This is a genomic window from Orrella sp. 11846 (assembly GCF_048820935.1).
Taxonomy (GTDB): Bacteria; Pseudomonadota; Gammaproteobacteria; order Burkholderiales; family Burkholderiaceae_B; genus Algicoccus.
This window is the reverse complement of record NZ_JBMERD010000006.1, coordinates 137,625-151,041: the sequence shown is the minus strand read 5'-3', so window position 1 is coordinate 151,041 and position 13,417 is coordinate 137,625. Positions and strand designations below refer to the sequence as shown.

Below are 13,417 nucleotides of genomic sequence, written 5' to 3'. Positions count from 1 at the left end.
ACCGATTTCGCTGCCTCGGGTACGTCTTAAATCATGTCATTGACGTAATCAGGTGCTGGGTGGCGGGTTAAACGATGACCGGCTTTTAGAATCTGACTGGGGATGTCGTGTTGAACCAGATCTGGCAATCGGGCTGATACAGCCAATAATTGATCGAGATCGATGCCTGTGTCAAAGCCTTCGAGTTCAAGCATATGAACAATTTCTTCGGTGCAAGCATTGCCGCTTGCGCCTGGGGCAAATGGACAGCCGCCTAGACCGCCCAGTGACGCATCAAAGCGATCAATGCCAGCGTCAATGGCAGCGAGGACGTTGGCCTGAGCCAGACCGCGGGTATTGTGGAAATGCAGTGTCAGCGTCATGTCGGGGAATTCGGACTTGGCTGTCTGACAAATTTCTCGAACCTGACTGGGGTAGGCCATACCTGTCGTGTCACATAAAGTCATGCGATTGACCCCCATGTCTGCAAATAAGCCCATCAGACGCATGACCTCACTCTGTGTGACATCGCCCTCCATTGGACAACCGAAGACGGTGGAGAGTGATACGTTGATTTTGACGGGAGAGTCGTTTAAAGCCTGAACGATTTGTCCAAGTTGCAACAATGATTTGTCGCGTGTCATGCGCAGATTGGCCCGATTGTGGGTTTCACTGGCTGACATCACCAGATTGGCTTCATCGATGCCACAGCTTAAGGCTCTTTCGGCGCCACGCACGTTAGGGATGAGGACGGTGTACTCAACACCTGGCACACGTTTAATGCGGTGCATGACTTCTTCAGCATCTCGTAAAGCCGGAATGGCTTTAGGTGACGTAAAAGATGTCGCTTCAATTTTTGCAAAACCACAGTCGCTTAAGGCATCAATAATGGCGATTTTGTCATCGGTTTCAATAAAAATGGGCTCGTTTTGAAACCCATCGCGTGGGGCAACATCGTGTAAATAAATTCTAGGTTTGTTCATATTTGTCTTTAATGTTGTCATTAGTGATCGAATGGTTGGCTAGCTCAGACGATGCCGCGTGATTTAAGATCAGCGCGTTTTTGTTCATCAAAACCGAGTTCAGTGAGAATCTCGTCGGTATGTTCGCCCAAAGTGGGTGCAAGTCGATCAACGGCACCGGGTGTACGAGACAGTTTGGGCACAATGCCGGGCACTTCGATATCTGAACCGTCAGGCAGTGTGGTGGTGAGGATCATGTCGCGGGCACGGTAATGCGGATCATTGGCGATGTCGGCTGCATCGTAGCTTTTTCCGCAAGGCACACCCGCTGCATTCACTGCATCTAAAACAGTGTCTCGATCGTATTGGATTGTCCAGGCTGAAATGGCCTCATCAAGTTCTTGCATACGAGCTGAACGTCCTTGGTTATCTGCCAGATCGGGATCCTCAGCTAGATCTGGCCGATTGATGAGTTTCATAAGGCGTTTGAAAATACTGTCTCCGTTGCCGGCGATTAGTGCGTATTTTCCATCACTGCACAGATACGCATTAGTGGGTGCAATACCTGGCATGCTCGCGCCAGAGGGCTCGCGAACGGCACCGAATTTAGAGTATTCGGGAATCAAACTTTCCATCATATTGAAGACGGACTCATACAATGCGACATCGATTTCTTGTCCGAGTCCACCCTGTTGCTCGCGATGACGTAAGGCCATCAGAATACCAATCACACCGTGCAATCCTGATAATGTATCTCCAATCGATACACCAACACGCACAGGTGGGCGTCCAGGTTCACCACTAAGGTAACGCAAACCTCCCATGGCTTCACCGATGACACCAAAACCAGGTCGATCGCGATAAGGTCCAGTTTGTCCGTAACCTGAAACGCGTAACATGATGAGGCCTGGGTTGATTTGACTGAGTTCGGGGTAACCCAGCCCCCATTTTTCCATTTGCCCAGGTCGAAAGTTTTCAATCAAAATATCGGCTTCACGCACCATCTGGCGTACGATCTCTTGACCCTCTGGTTGGCGCAAATCGAGTGTGATTGAGCGTTTGTTGCGTGCATGTGCAGCCCACCAAACAGATGTGCCATCGTGCACATAACGCCATTTTCGTAGCGGATCACCGCCGGGAGGCTCGACCTTAATCACGTCGGCGCCGAATTCAGCCAGTATTTTTGAGGCAAACGGACCTGCAATCAGTTGGCCGAGCTCGAGGACTTTGAGACCTTGCATAGGACGGATGTCCATGCCGGGTGCGGATGAGGTTGTATTTACGTTGTTTTGGGTCATGAGTTGTTGTTTTTGGGATCTACAGGATCAATATGAGTCATTAGATTGAGAACACGGTGACGTGCCATCACGGCTTGTCGGGCACGCACGCCGATGTCATGGCCTTGCTCAACAGTGAGATGACGATTCACTTCAATATGCGCATCGACCAAGATCATGTCACCCATTTTACGGGTTTTGATATCATGAATACCTAGCACGCCTGGTGTAGCCTCCAGTGTCTTGATAATGGCTGCAAGCTCCTCATCATCGATTGCTCGGTCCATGAGGTCATGAAATGCTTCAGAACCAAATTTCCAACCCATCCGAAGAATCATTAAGCCGACGAGCAATGCGGCAATTGGGTCAAAAACTGGGTATCCCATCATATTGCCCAAAATACCAAATGCCACCACCAATGAGGAAGCGGCATCTGAACGCGCATGCCAAGCGTTCGCAATCATCATGCTTGACTTGACGCGTTTACCTGCTTTGAGCATGAATCGAAACAGACCTTCCTTACAGAAAAGGGTGAGGATGGCCACAGCAAATGCCCAACCAGAAACCTTGGGGATTGAGGAGTGATCAATCATGCGCGTGCCCGCAGCCCAGATCATGAGTGCCCCCACAACAGCCAAGATAAGCCCGAGAAACAATGAGCCGGCTGTCTCAAAACGATGATGACCATACGGGTGATCGGTGTCAGGCGCTTTTTGGCTTTCGCGATTGGCAGCAAGTACCACAAAGTCAGCTACTAAATCAGAAAAGGAGTGGATACCATCGGCGATTAATGCTTGAGAGCGCGCAAAAATTCCAACGACAATCTGTGTCGTTGAAATGACTAAGTTGACCCAGACGCTGACCATGGTTGTGCGTTTGGCGACCCGGGCGCGTTCTGCATGAGAAACCTCTAGACTGTCGTCTGTAGGTATAGAAACATCATGATCGGGTGTTTCGTCATGATGGGAAACAGCCCGATGGTGTGTGTGACCGTGTGTGTGTTGATGGTGAGGGAGGCGTCTCGGGTTGTGCATAGGTCCAAAAAAGGTGAAGGTACAGAAAGTACTGAGGCTAAAAATATTTACATATCATAGCTTGACCATACGCAGAGACATGGTATGTCCACTGAAAATGTCTATGTTTCAGGTGGTTAAATTGATTGAATGTGGACTCTAAGTGTTCTAGGTGTTGGTTTGAAAATTCTCTGAATCGTTATGTTGTTCCAGATGGATCCAGTCGACGATTTCAGCGTTTGGTGTGTAACCTGAAACAAGTTGCCCTAGGATTGTTCGAATTGCAGGACTCTCATGCTCAGACATGGCCAGCTCCAGCGTGGTCAGTTTTTCCGCTAAAACTTCCCAGGGTAAAAAATCCTCTTGAGCACGCATGATTCGGCTGTGTGAGGTGGGTAGGGGGTTGTCGCCAATCAACAACTCTTCATAAAGTTTTTCACCAGGTCTGAGGCCTGTCGTGACGATTTCAATCTCCGCGTTGGGATTGTCTTCATCACGCACCCCAAAACCCGATAGCTCAATCATGCGGTGTGCGAGATCCAGAATTCGAACAGGTTCACCCATATCCAAGACAAAGACGTCTCCACCTTCAGCCATGGCACCCGCTTGGATGACGAGCTGTGCCGCTTCGGGAATGGTCATGAAATAGCGAGTGATTTCTGGATGTGTGATCGTGACAGGGCCACCAGACTGAATCTGTTGGCGAAACTTGGGTACAACCGAACCAGAGGAGCCCAGCACATTGCCAAATCGCACCATTGAAAAACGGGTGCTTTCAGGATCATTCCAGCGTGCTGCAATCGCTTGTAAAACCATCTCAGCCAAACGTTTGCTCGCACCCATGACATTGGTGGGACGTACAGCCTTGTCTGTGCTGATCAACACAAAGTCACTCACGCGATGCTCTAGTGCCAAACGTGCCATGAGGCGTGTGCCGAGTACGTTGTTTTTTAAACCCTCAACTGGGTTGTGTTCGACTAGGGGCACATGCTTAAAAGCAGCTGCGTGATAAATCGTCTCAGGTGACCAAGTGTTAAAAATTTCACGAACTCGTTTTTCATCCTGAACAGAACCCAATAAAGGGGTTAGCTCACAGGATAATTTGAGCTGGGTACGTTTGGCTTCGAGTTCTGTGTGGATGGTGTAGAGCGCAAACTCACTGGAATCCAATAATAACAAGCGTTTGGGCGCTAGCGTGACAATCTGGCGGCAGATTTCGCTGCCGATGGAGCCGCCTGCGCCGCTGACAAGAATGGTTTTCCCGGTGACGTTTTGAGCTAAGAGTTTCGCATCAGGTTCGACGCTTTCTCGACCCAGCAGGTCGTCAATATCAAGTTCATGCACGTCGGTTAGAGTGGTTTTACCTTGAGCAATGTCACTGACACTTGGGATTGTGCGCACGGATACTTTGGATGATCGGATTTGTGCGAGGATTTCGTTGCGACGTTGACGTGAAATCGACGGTAAAGCGAGCAACACACTTTCAATTTTTTGCGATTTTACGAGTTCAGGCAAGCGCTTAGGGCTATAGATTTTTAGGCCATTAAGAACTTGTCGTTGCAGACGAGTATCGTCATCCAGAAAACCACAGACTTGTAAATCGGGGTGATGCTGAATGGCAGCCGCAAGTTGTCGACCGGTGGTGCCCGCCCCATAGATGAACGCTTTAGGGCGGCTGGATTTTTGAATAAGTGTGCGATAAGCACCGCCTAACCAGAAGCTCGCGAGAGCACGTGAACCGCTAACAGCTAAAAATAAAAGAATAGGTTGCAGGATGCCAATGGTTCTTGGGATGCCGTTAAAGCCTAAGAGTGTGATCAGTGAAAAATACAGGATGCCATAAATTGCCATGGCCTGAATGACGCTACGGGCAGCCGCAAAACCAGAGTATCTAAAAATGACTCGATAAAAACCGTGGGTGATAAAAATCGGTATCGATATTGCGATGGCAATTAAGGTCGCGATGTCTGCGCGCCAGAATGGATCACCTGTGAGCGGAACCCAAAAGTCGAGGCGTATATAAAACGCAAACCAGACTGTGAGGACACACAAAAAGACGTCGACAGACAATGCAATGAGGCGCTTGACGACTCTGGGTAATCTGAGAATCGGATCGATCCAGGCTTGTGCTTGTGTACTGAGTGAACTTTTAGGTTTCATTTTAAAAGATTGCGATCAGATCAATGAGGTGGCTCAATGGTGAACTCCTTCACGTTTGATTGCTTGTAAGAAAGTTTGCCACATAATGTAAAGATCAAAAAATAGACTTTGCTCTTTAAGGTAACGCGCATCAAACGAAACCTTGATTGGGATTTCAAGGTCATCACGACCACTGATTTGTGCGAGACCAGTCAGCCCCGGTTTTAATTGATGCACACCGAGTGCTGTGCGCTGTTCGATTAAATCATCTTGATTAAACAAAGCAGGGCGCGGTCCCACAAAACTCATGTCACCAATCAGTATCGACCACAGTTGTGGCAGTTCATCCAAACTTGTGCGGCGCAAAAAAGCCCCAACCGGTGTGATGTAACTGTCCGCTTGTTGTAATAAATGTGTGGCGACTTCGGGTGTGTCCGTTCGCATACTGCGAAATTTAGGCATTCTGAATAGGTGATTCATGGCACCCACTCGATCACTCCAGTAGAGTGCGGGTCCTGGTGATGAAAGTCGGATAGCGACAGTAATGATTAGCATGGGAATCAATAGTAAGCCCCCTAAAATAAGGCTTAGAAAGATATCCATCACGCGTTTTATAAATCGAGAACCGAGACTAAATGGATGTGCCGATGCGTTCAAGAATGACCCCTGAAAAATGACAATCACCAGCATGTTACCGCGCAACGCAACTGTACTGGAGGAGGATGTGTACGAATCGATGTGTTGATTCGAACTGTAGGTGTAATTTTGTTGCGGCGCAGCGTTTTTTGCTGTGCTGAAAAAAGCCTTTAAATTCATTTTTTTGCAACAAAATCAAAAATATGTTTGACGTGGACCTAGGACGCGCCTACACTGCGAGGGCAAGATTTTCAAGCGACGTGATTGTGATAGTTGTTTGCGTGTCGCCAAGTGCGCTACCTGTAGTCCTTATCCTTCGTTGATCGTCTAGCATTATTTTTTCTGTATTTATTATTATTCAAGGAAGTACTAAGCATGGCAACAGGTGTCGTTAAGTGGTTCAATGCCGAGAAAGGTTTTGGTTTCATCATGCCCGATGACGGTGGCAAAGATTTGTTTGCACACTACTCAGAAATTCGTGCTGACGGTTACAAAACACTGCAAGAAAACCAGAAAGTCAGTTTCGAAGTCGGTCAAGGCGCCAAAGGCCCGAGCGCGACAAACATCCAATTGATCGACTGATCAAATTGAATGTGACGATGTAAATCATCGTTTCTATCGATACGAGTCGATGGAGCCTGTGCGAATGTGCAGGCTTTTTTTACGCCTGTTGTAGATGTAAATGCAGGTTTTTTTGAATGAATCCAATGGGTAAGCGTTAGGTTATCGAGTGTTCTAGTATTTTTTGGGTCAATCGGTGTTAGGATTTATTCTCATTAACAAAAGGAAATTTGAATGAATCAGACTGTTCAGAATTCATCCAACTCGTCTGACGTGTTGCAGACAATACTCAATCGTCGTTCTGTCAAAAATGTGGTGTCACCCGGTCCTTCGAAGGAACAAGTGGCGCTGGCTTTGCAATGTGCGACAACAGCCCCTGACCATGGTGCGCTAAGAGTCTGGCGTTTTGGGTTCATTGAGCAACCTGAGATTGTGTCCTTGGGTGAGCGAGCCATTCATGTACTTGAAACACTCGGTCGCCCTTTGTCTGAAGAGAAAGCACGCCGCACCCGTGACTGGCTCAAAGAAGTCCCACTGCTGGTCGCCATGGCCTATCAAATGCATCACGACAATCCCAAAGTCCCTGATGTGGAACAGGCGCTTTCAATGGGGGCTGCGGTGATGAATTTCCAAAATGCCATGCATGCCATGGGGTTTGCGTCTTTCTGGAGTACTGGATTAGGGACATTCACTGAAGAAATTCCGACCGAGCTGGGGTTTGATCCGCTCGATTATCAGTTTGTGGGCTTTCTGGCGGTCGGTACGCCTAGAAATGAGCCAGCGGTACGTAAACCTGTGGATGTGAGCGTCATCGGTCGATGGTGCGCTCCTGGTGAGATCTGAGGCCAGAATCGGAACTGGGGATTATTCGGTTCCGATTTGTCCTATGTGAGTTGGTCAGATTTTATTCAGTTTCTTTAGTTTCAAATTTTCGACTTGCACGAATCTCGTTCGAATGCTGACCAAGCGTGGGTGGTACCCGTCGAATGCTGGTCGGCGTTCTGGAGAAGTTGACTGGGGAGCGTGCAATAGTCACGGTGCCTTCTGTTGGATGTGGCAAGGTCTGAATTAAATCGATCGCTTTTAGATGTGGGTCTTCCAAAAGATGTTCGAGCGTATTGACTCGGGTCACCGGCACATCGGCTGCGGTCAGTAGAGCAATCCAGTCATCGGATGTTTTTTGGGGTGTGAGTGTTTCAAGAATGGCGTAAAGTTCGCCAATATTCTGTGCGCGCACACCTGGTTCACGGTATTTGGGATCGTCCATAATTTCTGGACGGCCTGCCACTTCAAAAAATCGTTTCCACTGTTCAGATGTGTAGGGCAACAATCCAATGAAACCATCTTGTGTGCGGTATGGTTTGCGGTAAGGAGAAAGTGCCCGTTCATAACCCATCTCTGTGGGCGTGCCATCAAATGTTGCGCCCCCCATATGCTCAATCAGGTTAAAGCTCACCATGGTTTCAAACATGGGTACTTCAACAGCTTGGCCTTGCCCTGACACAGTGCGTTCGTATAATGCCGCCAAAATGGCATTGACACCCATTAATCCAGTGACTTTGTCCGCGATAATGGATGACACATAAGCAGGTGTACCGTCTCGACCCCGACCTTGCAAATCAGCTAAACCACTGCTTGCTTGAATAATGTCATCAAAAGCAGGTTTTCCGGCATATGGGCCGTTTTCAGAAAACCCATAGACACCACAATGAATCAGTTTTGGGTTGTCTGCCGCCAAAGTTTCATAATCCAAACCGAGTTTGCGCATCGCTTGTGGACGGATGTTGTAAACCAGCACATCCGCTTGACGAATTAAGTCTCGCAATAAGTCTAAATCATCGGTTTGCCGAAGATTGAGAACCAGACTGCGCTTGTTGCGATTGAGCTGCAGGTATGGTGCAGCCATGGCTTCACGGGCTTTTGGGGTGGCATGCCTAAAGACATCACCATCGGGTGCTTCAATCTTGATGACATCAGCGCCATAGTCACCGAGCGTTTGCGTGCAGTAAGGGCCCATGCCTACGGCTGTCATATCGATGACTCGAACGCCAGTCAAAGGGCCAGTTTGAGCAGAGGTTGAAGGTTGTGCTGTCATAGGGCACTCCGTCATAAGAAATTAAGATGAGCTGTAGTTGATGCGTTTTTTCATTAAGATGCCGTCCGATCAGCCAGTGCGCTGGCTGCCAGAACTTTACGTGCCAGTCGCAAGTGAGGGGTGTCGAGCATTTTGCCATCCAGTGTAGCCACGCCCACTGTGTCACTTTCTTCAAAGGCTGCAACGACTTGTGTAGCCCAGTGGCGAGTTTTTTCATCGGGTGTCATGGCCTGATTAATGGTGGCAACTTGGCCTGGGTGAATTGCCGCTTTGGCACTAAACCCATCACGATAAGCTTGGCGTGTTTCAGCTTCTAATGCTTCCAGATTGTGTATGTCGGTAGGAACGCTGTCGATTGCTATAACGCCTGCTGCTGCTGCTGCAAATAGACAGCGAGTTCTAACAAACTCAAAAAGTGATGTCCATGTGCGTTGGTCGTCTTCTTTGTTAGTGAGTGCGCCAATGTCTCCAGCCAAATCCTCAGCACCCCACATCAGACCTTTGAGCCGTGCGCTGGCTTGAGCATATGTATCGAGTCCGGCTAGCGACTGTGCTGTTTCAGTGACAATGGCAATGATCTGTGCGGCTTGACGAGACGCATCGGGGAATTGTGCTTCAAAAGCATCCAAGTAATGCGAGAGGATGTTGTGATCTTGTGCGTTTGCGCACTTCGGTAAAACAATGCCGTCAGGACGGCAAGGCATGACTGCGACGAGATCTTGTAAGGTCATCCCGGTGTCCAGTGCGTTGACACGCACATACAGTTGAGGTTGCCCAGGTTGAGCACGGCGCGTAAGCACGGTTTCCGAGTTGAGAAATTGAACGAGCTCTTGTCGTCCAGCTTCTTTGCGTGCGGGCGAGACCGCGTCTTCGAGGTCAAAGATGAGAACGTCGGAACCTGTATCCAGAGATTTGTTGAGTTTTCTGTCGCTATCGGCTGGCACAAAAAGGAGTGAACGCATGATGAATGTCTTCCCATAAAGTCGTCAATTACATGCTGCTTTTATACACTGTGGGCACGGTCGATGGTGCAATCATCCCGATACTTAGGCTTCTTCAGAGCGTTGTGTTACGAGGATGCTGCTACCATAGAACGTCTATTGTTGTTGTGTTTTGGAGTGAAGATGAAACTGGCCACTTGGAATGTCAATTCTTTGCGAGTACGTTTGCCGCAAGTGCTAGATTGGTTAAAAGAAAATCCGGTTGATTTTTTATGCTTGCAAGAACTGAAGCTTGATCAGGATAAGTTTCCAATTGAAGCCATTGAAGAGGCTGGTTATCAAGCCGTTTGGGCAGGCCAAAAAACCTATAACGGTGTGGCCATTCTTTCATTACATGAAGCCCAATCGGTACAACGTAATATCCCAGGCTTTGAGGATGAGCAGCAGCGCGTGATTGCAGCGACCTATGAGGTCAATGGCCAGACGGTTCGAGTCGTGGATGCGTATTGCCCCAATGGCGAGTCAGTGGAATCAGACAAATATGTCTATAAACTTGCTTGGTATAAGGCATTTCATGCGTGGCTTGCGCAGGAGATTCTAACCTATCCGAATTTAGCTGTGCTTGGTGATTACAACATTGCGCCGGCTGACGAAGATGTCCACAACCCAAAACGCTGGGCAGGTAAAGTGCTGGTATCCGATCCAGAGCGCCAGGCACTGCAAGCCTTGTTTGATTTAGGCCTGGAAGACTCATTCAGGCTGTTTGAACAAGAACCTGACTCATTTAGCTGGTGGGACTATCGGCTCAGAGCGTTTGCTCGTAATGCAGGATTACGTATTGATCACGTTTTATTGTCTGGGCCTATGGCGAGGGCTTGCCGGTCCTGCGTGATTGACACAGGACCGCGTGGGAATACACAGCCTTCAGATCACGCGCCGGTGATTGCTGAGGTGGTGTTTTAAACCATTAGTTGCAATCAAGACGCAGGATCTTGCCATCTTTATCCGCATGGATGTTTAAACGATCGATGCGGTAATCCCTTGTGGTTGGAGTGGTGGGGTAGAGCAGTCGCGTACCCTTTGGAAACTGCGTCATATCCAACTCTTTGGCATTGGTGCCTATCAAGTGTGTGTAGGGTTTGGCATTGCAAGGATCTTCGGTCATTTTGGGCTCCTTAGGTTTACTCGATCCACAGCCCGCTAGGCCAATGCCGATTGCGGCCAGAATCAGCCAACCAAATGGACGATGAAGTTTTGTTTTCATAGGTTGCTCCTATTGTTCTGGTTTAATTGCAGTCGAGGCGAACAATTTTGCCTTTGTCATCGGCATAAATATTTAAGCGATCTGGTCGAAAATCCATTGTGACAGGCGAATTTGGATGTAACAACCGTGTGCCTTTGGGGAATTTTGATAGATTGACTTTTTTGGCATCGGTGCCAATTAGTGTCAGGTTTTGTTCCACGTTACAAGTGTCTTTTTCAGAGACAGAGGGTGGAACAGGAATATTTTGTGCGGATTGACCGCCTGTACTTTGACACCCTGACAGTCCCAAGCCTGCCAATGCAATTAAGGCTAGGCTCCATTGAAGTTTTCCAGACAAAAGCATGATCAATCCGTCCTTTTTGTAAATTGAACTCAGTAAGTCACTTAGTTTAAGCGTGTGCTTGATCAGTCAATGCTGTCATACCACCATGTCGCAACAATGCATCGAGTTGCGCATCACGACCTCTGAAAGCCCGAAATGATTCGGCGGCAGGTCGTAGTCCACCCACAGCCAGAATTTCCTGTCGGTAGCGCTCGCCCATTGCCGTGTCAAGTACATTGCCTGTTTCTTCAAACGCGGCATAGGCATCCGCAGAAAGCACTTCTGCCCATTTGTAACTGTAGTAGCCTGCGGCATAACCGCCTGCAAATAAATGCGAGAACGCATGCGGGAAGCGATGCCATGCGGGTGGATGAATGACAGCCACTTCGTCACGAACGCTCTGTAGTGTTTGCATGACGTCGCCGATCTCAAGACCTTTTGGTTGGTTATGAAGCAACATGTCAAACATCGCAAATTCGATTTGACGCACCGTTTGCATGCCACTTTGGAAGTTACGTGCAGCGAGCAATTTGTCAAACAAAGGCTTAGGTAAAGGTGCACCCGTTTCGACATGACCAGTCAGGGTTTCGAGGACCGGATACTCCCAGCAAAAGTTCTCCATAAACTGCGATGGCAATTCAATGGCATCCCATTCCACTGCGGAAAACGCGCTCGCGCCGGGCTCATCGACTTGACCCAGTAGAGCGTGTAGGGCATGCCCCATTTCATGAAACAGCGTGATGAGATCATCGTGCGTTAGGCGTGCGGGCTCGCCAGGTGCTGCCGGTGCGAAATTGCAAGTCAGATACACAATCGGTGTTTGTAAATGATCTGAAACGCGACGTCGATCACGCTCTTGATTCACCCAGGCACCGGCTTGCTTGCCTTCACGTGCCGTTAAATCCATGATCAGGTAGCCGAGTGACTCTTGATTACCCGCAAAGACCTTAAAGGCTTGAGCATCGTTGTGCCAGAGTTTCATTGAAGTTGGCTCAAAAGTCAGATCAAACAACTGTTTGAGCATTTTGAACAACCCGTCAATGACGCGGGGTTGCGGCAGATAGGGTTTGATTTCTTCTTCAGAGTAGTCGTATCGCGCTCGACGTAGTTGCTCACTGGCGTAGCCAACGTCCCAAGGCTCTAAGGTGTCTAGGCCCAGTTCGGATTGTGCAAATGCCTGTAAATCTTTGAGATCGCGACGTGCAAAGGGCAGAGCGCGTTGTGCAAGATCACGTAAAAAATTTAATACTTGTGGGGCATCATCGGCCATGCGGGTCTCAAGCTGCATGGCTGCAAAGTGCTCAAAGTCTAGTAATGCAGATTTTTCTGCTCTTAAAGCTAATGAACGCTCAATTTGTTCGGTGTTGTCATATTGTGTATCACCCTGATCTGAGGCCAGCGTGGCATAGGCGCGATAGAGTGTTTGGCGCAGCTCTCGATCTTTCGCATATTGCATGACGGGCAAGTAATCCGGCATTTTGAGTGTGATTTTCCAGGCGTTCACTTCGTCGGCTGTATCTCCGTTGGCCGTGTCTTTGTCGGTCTGGGCTTGCTGACGGAACCGAGCAATGACGTCGTCAGGCAAACCTTGTAAACGGCTTTCATCATCGAGCGTCAGAGACCAAGCATCATTGGCATCGAGGATGTTTTCTGAGAATTTTTGGGCAACCTCAGAAGACGCTTGGGCAATTTGTGCGAATCGCTCTCTTTTCTCACCTTGAAGGGCGACACCACTTAAGAGAAAGTCACGGATAGAGAGTTCGATGACACGTTGACGGGCAGGCGACCAATTCACAAAATCCGGGTTGTTTTTTAAACGTAGATATTGTTGGTAGAGTCCTTCGTGTAAACCCACCCAAGCACCAAACTCTGTCACTGGTCCTAGGATTTGATTAAACGCCTCGCGCAATGGTGCATCGCTCACGACTGACTTTAGATGCCCAACGATTGTCCAAGCGCGCCACAGTGGCTGCATGATGTCATCAAGCGGAGTGATCACGGCCTCCCAGGTGGCCGGTAAAGCAGGATCTGCAGCTGATTGCACAGCTTTGCGAGCTTTTTCGAGCAGATGGGTAATGGCCGGTTCAATCTGTTCTGGACGGATCGACTGATAGTCCATCAACTGATCCATGGGTGCGAGAAGTGGGTTGCTCGTGTCAATCGTCATGCTGTTCGTTTACCTCTAAGTCAGAACGTTGTTTTCTGTATGTATTCAAGTACGCGACTGG

General features: G+C 48.7%; 13 protein-coding genes. 3 read left to right on the top strand and 10 right to left on the bottom strand.

The annotated features are described in order from the left end of the window. Positions 1 to 26: 26 nt before the first annotated feature. From ACOI06_RS06895 to ACOI06_RS06875, 5 genes are all read right to left on the bottom strand, one after another. Positions 27 to 962 (bottom strand): hydroxymethylglutaryl-CoA lyase, encoded by a 936-nt coding sequence (locus tag ACOI06_RS06895; protein WP_420661803.1) that lies wholly within the window; start codon positions 960 to 962, stop codon positions 27 to 29. A 44-nt stretch (positions 963 to 1,006) separates the two neighbouring features. After that, positions 1,007 to 2,239: a CaiB/BaiF CoA transferase family protein gene (locus ACOI06_RS06890; RefSeq protein WP_420661802.1), complete on the bottom strand. Its 1,233-nt coding sequence runs from the start codon at positions 2,237 to 2,239 to the stop codon at positions 1,007 to 1,009. Beyond that, the gene (locus ACOI06_RS06885) at positions 2,236 to 3,252 is read right to left on the bottom strand and encodes a cation diffusion facilitator family transporter (RefSeq protein ID WP_420661801.1); all 1,017 of its coding nucleotides are present in this window, start codon (positions 3,250 to 3,252) and stop codon (positions 2,236 to 2,238) included. Before ACOI06_RS06885 ends, ACOI06_RS06890 begins: the two co-directional genes overlap by 4 nt. A 147-nt stretch (positions 3,253 to 3,399) precedes the next feature. Further along, entirely contained in the window at positions 3,400 to 5,391 is a 1,992-nt protein-coding gene (locus ACOI06_RS06880) for a polysaccharide biosynthesis protein (RefSeq protein ID WP_420661800.1), read from the bottom strand. Between the two features lie 33 nt (positions 5,392 to 5,424). Then, on the bottom strand, positions 5,425 to 5,985 hold the full coding sequence (locus ACOI06_RS06875; protein ID WP_420661852.1) for a sugar transferase: 561 nt from the start codon (positions 5,983 to 5,985) through the stop codon (positions 5,425 to 5,427). A 396-nt stretch (positions 5,986 to 6,381) separates the two neighbouring features. On the opposite strand from ACOI06_RS06875, the gene ACOI06_RS06870 reads away from it, so the two are divergent. Next, entirely contained in the window at positions 6,382 to 6,588 is a 207-nt protein-coding gene (locus ACOI06_RS06870) for a cold-shock protein (RefSeq protein WP_420661799.1), read from the top strand. A 213-nt stretch (positions 6,589 to 6,801) separates the two neighbouring features. Then, positions 6,802 to 7,410 (top strand): nitroreductase family protein, encoded by a 609-nt coding sequence (locus ACOI06_RS06865; protein ID WP_420661798.1) that lies wholly within the window; start codon positions 6,802 to 6,804, stop codon positions 7,408 to 7,410. A 61-nt stretch (positions 7,411 to 7,471) separates the two neighbouring features. On the opposite strand, the gene ACOI06_RS06860 is transcribed toward ACOI06_RS06865, so the two are convergent. After that, positions 7,472 to 8,662 (bottom strand): CaiB/BaiF CoA transferase family protein, encoded by a 1,191-nt coding sequence (locus ACOI06_RS06860; protein WP_420661797.1) that lies wholly within the window; start codon positions 8,660 to 8,662, stop codon positions 7,472 to 7,474. A 53-nt stretch (positions 8,663 to 8,715) separates the two neighbouring features. Continuing rightward, positions 8,716 to 9,624, bottom strand: a complete 909-nt coding sequence (locus ACOI06_RS06855) for an HpcH/HpaI aldolase/citrate lyase family protein (protein WP_420661796.1) — start codon at positions 9,622 to 9,624, stop codon at positions 8,716 to 8,718. Between the two features lie 162 nt (positions 9,625 to 9,786). Between ACOI06_RS06855 and xth the strand changes: the two genes are divergently transcribed. Next, entirely contained in the window at positions 9,787 to 10,566 is a 780-nt protein-coding gene (gene xth, locus ACOI06_RS06850) for an exodeoxyribonuclease III (RefSeq protein ID WP_420661795.1), read from the top strand. Between the two features lie 4 nt (positions 10,567 to 10,570). Here the strand turns inward: xth and ACOI06_RS06845 are convergent, their stop codons facing one another. From ACOI06_RS06845 to ACOI06_RS06835, 3 genes are read right to left on the bottom strand one after another with little or no spacing between them, the layout of a single operon-like run. Continuing rightward, complete coding sequence (locus ACOI06_RS06845; RefSeq protein ID WP_420661794.1) at positions 10,571 to 10,867, bottom strand: I78 family peptidase inhibitor; 297 nt, start codon at positions 10,865 to 10,867, stop codon at positions 10,571 to 10,573. A gap of 22 nt (positions 10,868 to 10,889) precedes the next feature. Next, a complete protein-coding gene (locus ACOI06_RS06840; protein ID WP_420661793.1) occupies positions 10,890 to 11,210 on the bottom strand; it encodes an I78 family peptidase inhibitor in 321 nt (106 codons plus the stop codon). Positions 11,211 to 11,256: 46 nt separating this feature from the next. Further along, positions 11,257 to 13,356: a M3 family metallopeptidase gene (locus ACOI06_RS06835; protein ID WP_420661792.1), complete on the bottom strand. Its 2,100-nt coding sequence runs from the start codon at positions 13,354 to 13,356 to the stop codon at positions 11,257 to 11,259. Positions 13,357 to 13,417 lie beyond the last annotated feature (61 nt).

What these genes read in the sequence shown, in the direction of transcription:
- ACOI06_RS06845 (WP_420661794.1), bottom strand. Translation starts at nt 10,867, where the DNA reads ATGAAAACAAAACTTCATCGTCCATTTGGTTGGCTGATTCTGGCCGCA.
- ACOI06_RS06865 (WP_420661798.1), top strand. Translation starts at nt 6,802, where the DNA reads ATGAATCAGACTGTTCAGAATTCATCCAACTCGTCTGACGTGTTGCAG.
- ACOI06_RS06855 (WP_420661796.1), bottom strand. Translation starts at nt 9,624, where the DNA reads ATGCGTTCACTCCTTTTTGTGCCAGCCGATAGCGACAGAAAACTCAAC.
- ACOI06_RS06870 (WP_420661799.1), top strand. Translation starts at nt 6,382, where the DNA reads ATGGCAACAGGTGTCGTTAAGTGGTTCAATGCCGAGAAAGGTTTTGGT.
- ACOI06_RS06895 (WP_420661803.1), bottom strand. Translation starts at nt 962, where the DNA reads ATGAACAAACCTAGAATTTATTTACACGATGTTGCCCCACGCGATGGG.
- ACOI06_RS06840 (WP_420661793.1), bottom strand. Translation starts at nt 11,210, where the DNA reads ATGCTTTTGTCTGGAAAACTTCAATGGAGCCTAGCCTTAATTGCATTG.
- ACOI06_RS06835 (WP_420661792.1), bottom strand. Translation starts at nt 13,356, where the DNA reads ATGACGATTGACACGAGCAACCCACTTCTCGCACCCATGGATCAGTTG.
- ACOI06_RS06880 (WP_420661800.1), bottom strand. Translation starts at nt 5,391, where the DNA reads ATGAAACCTAAAAGTTCACTCAGTACACAAGCACAAGCCTGGATCGAT.
- ACOI06_RS06890 (WP_420661802.1), bottom strand. Translation starts at nt 2,239, where the DNA reads ATGACCCAAAACAACGTAAATACAACCTCATCCGCACCCGGCATGGAC.
- ACOI06_RS06885 (WP_420661801.1), bottom strand. Translation starts at nt 3,252, where the DNA reads ATGCACAACCCGAGACGCCTCCCTCACCATCAACACACACACGGTCAC.
- ACOI06_RS06860 (WP_420661797.1), bottom strand. Translation starts at nt 8,662, where the DNA reads ATGACAGCACAACCTTCAACCTCTGCTCAAACTGGCCCTTTGACTGGC.
- xth (WP_420661795.1), top strand. Translation starts at nt 9,787, where the DNA reads ATGAAACTGGCCACTTGGAATGTCAATTCTTTGCGAGTACGTTTGCCG.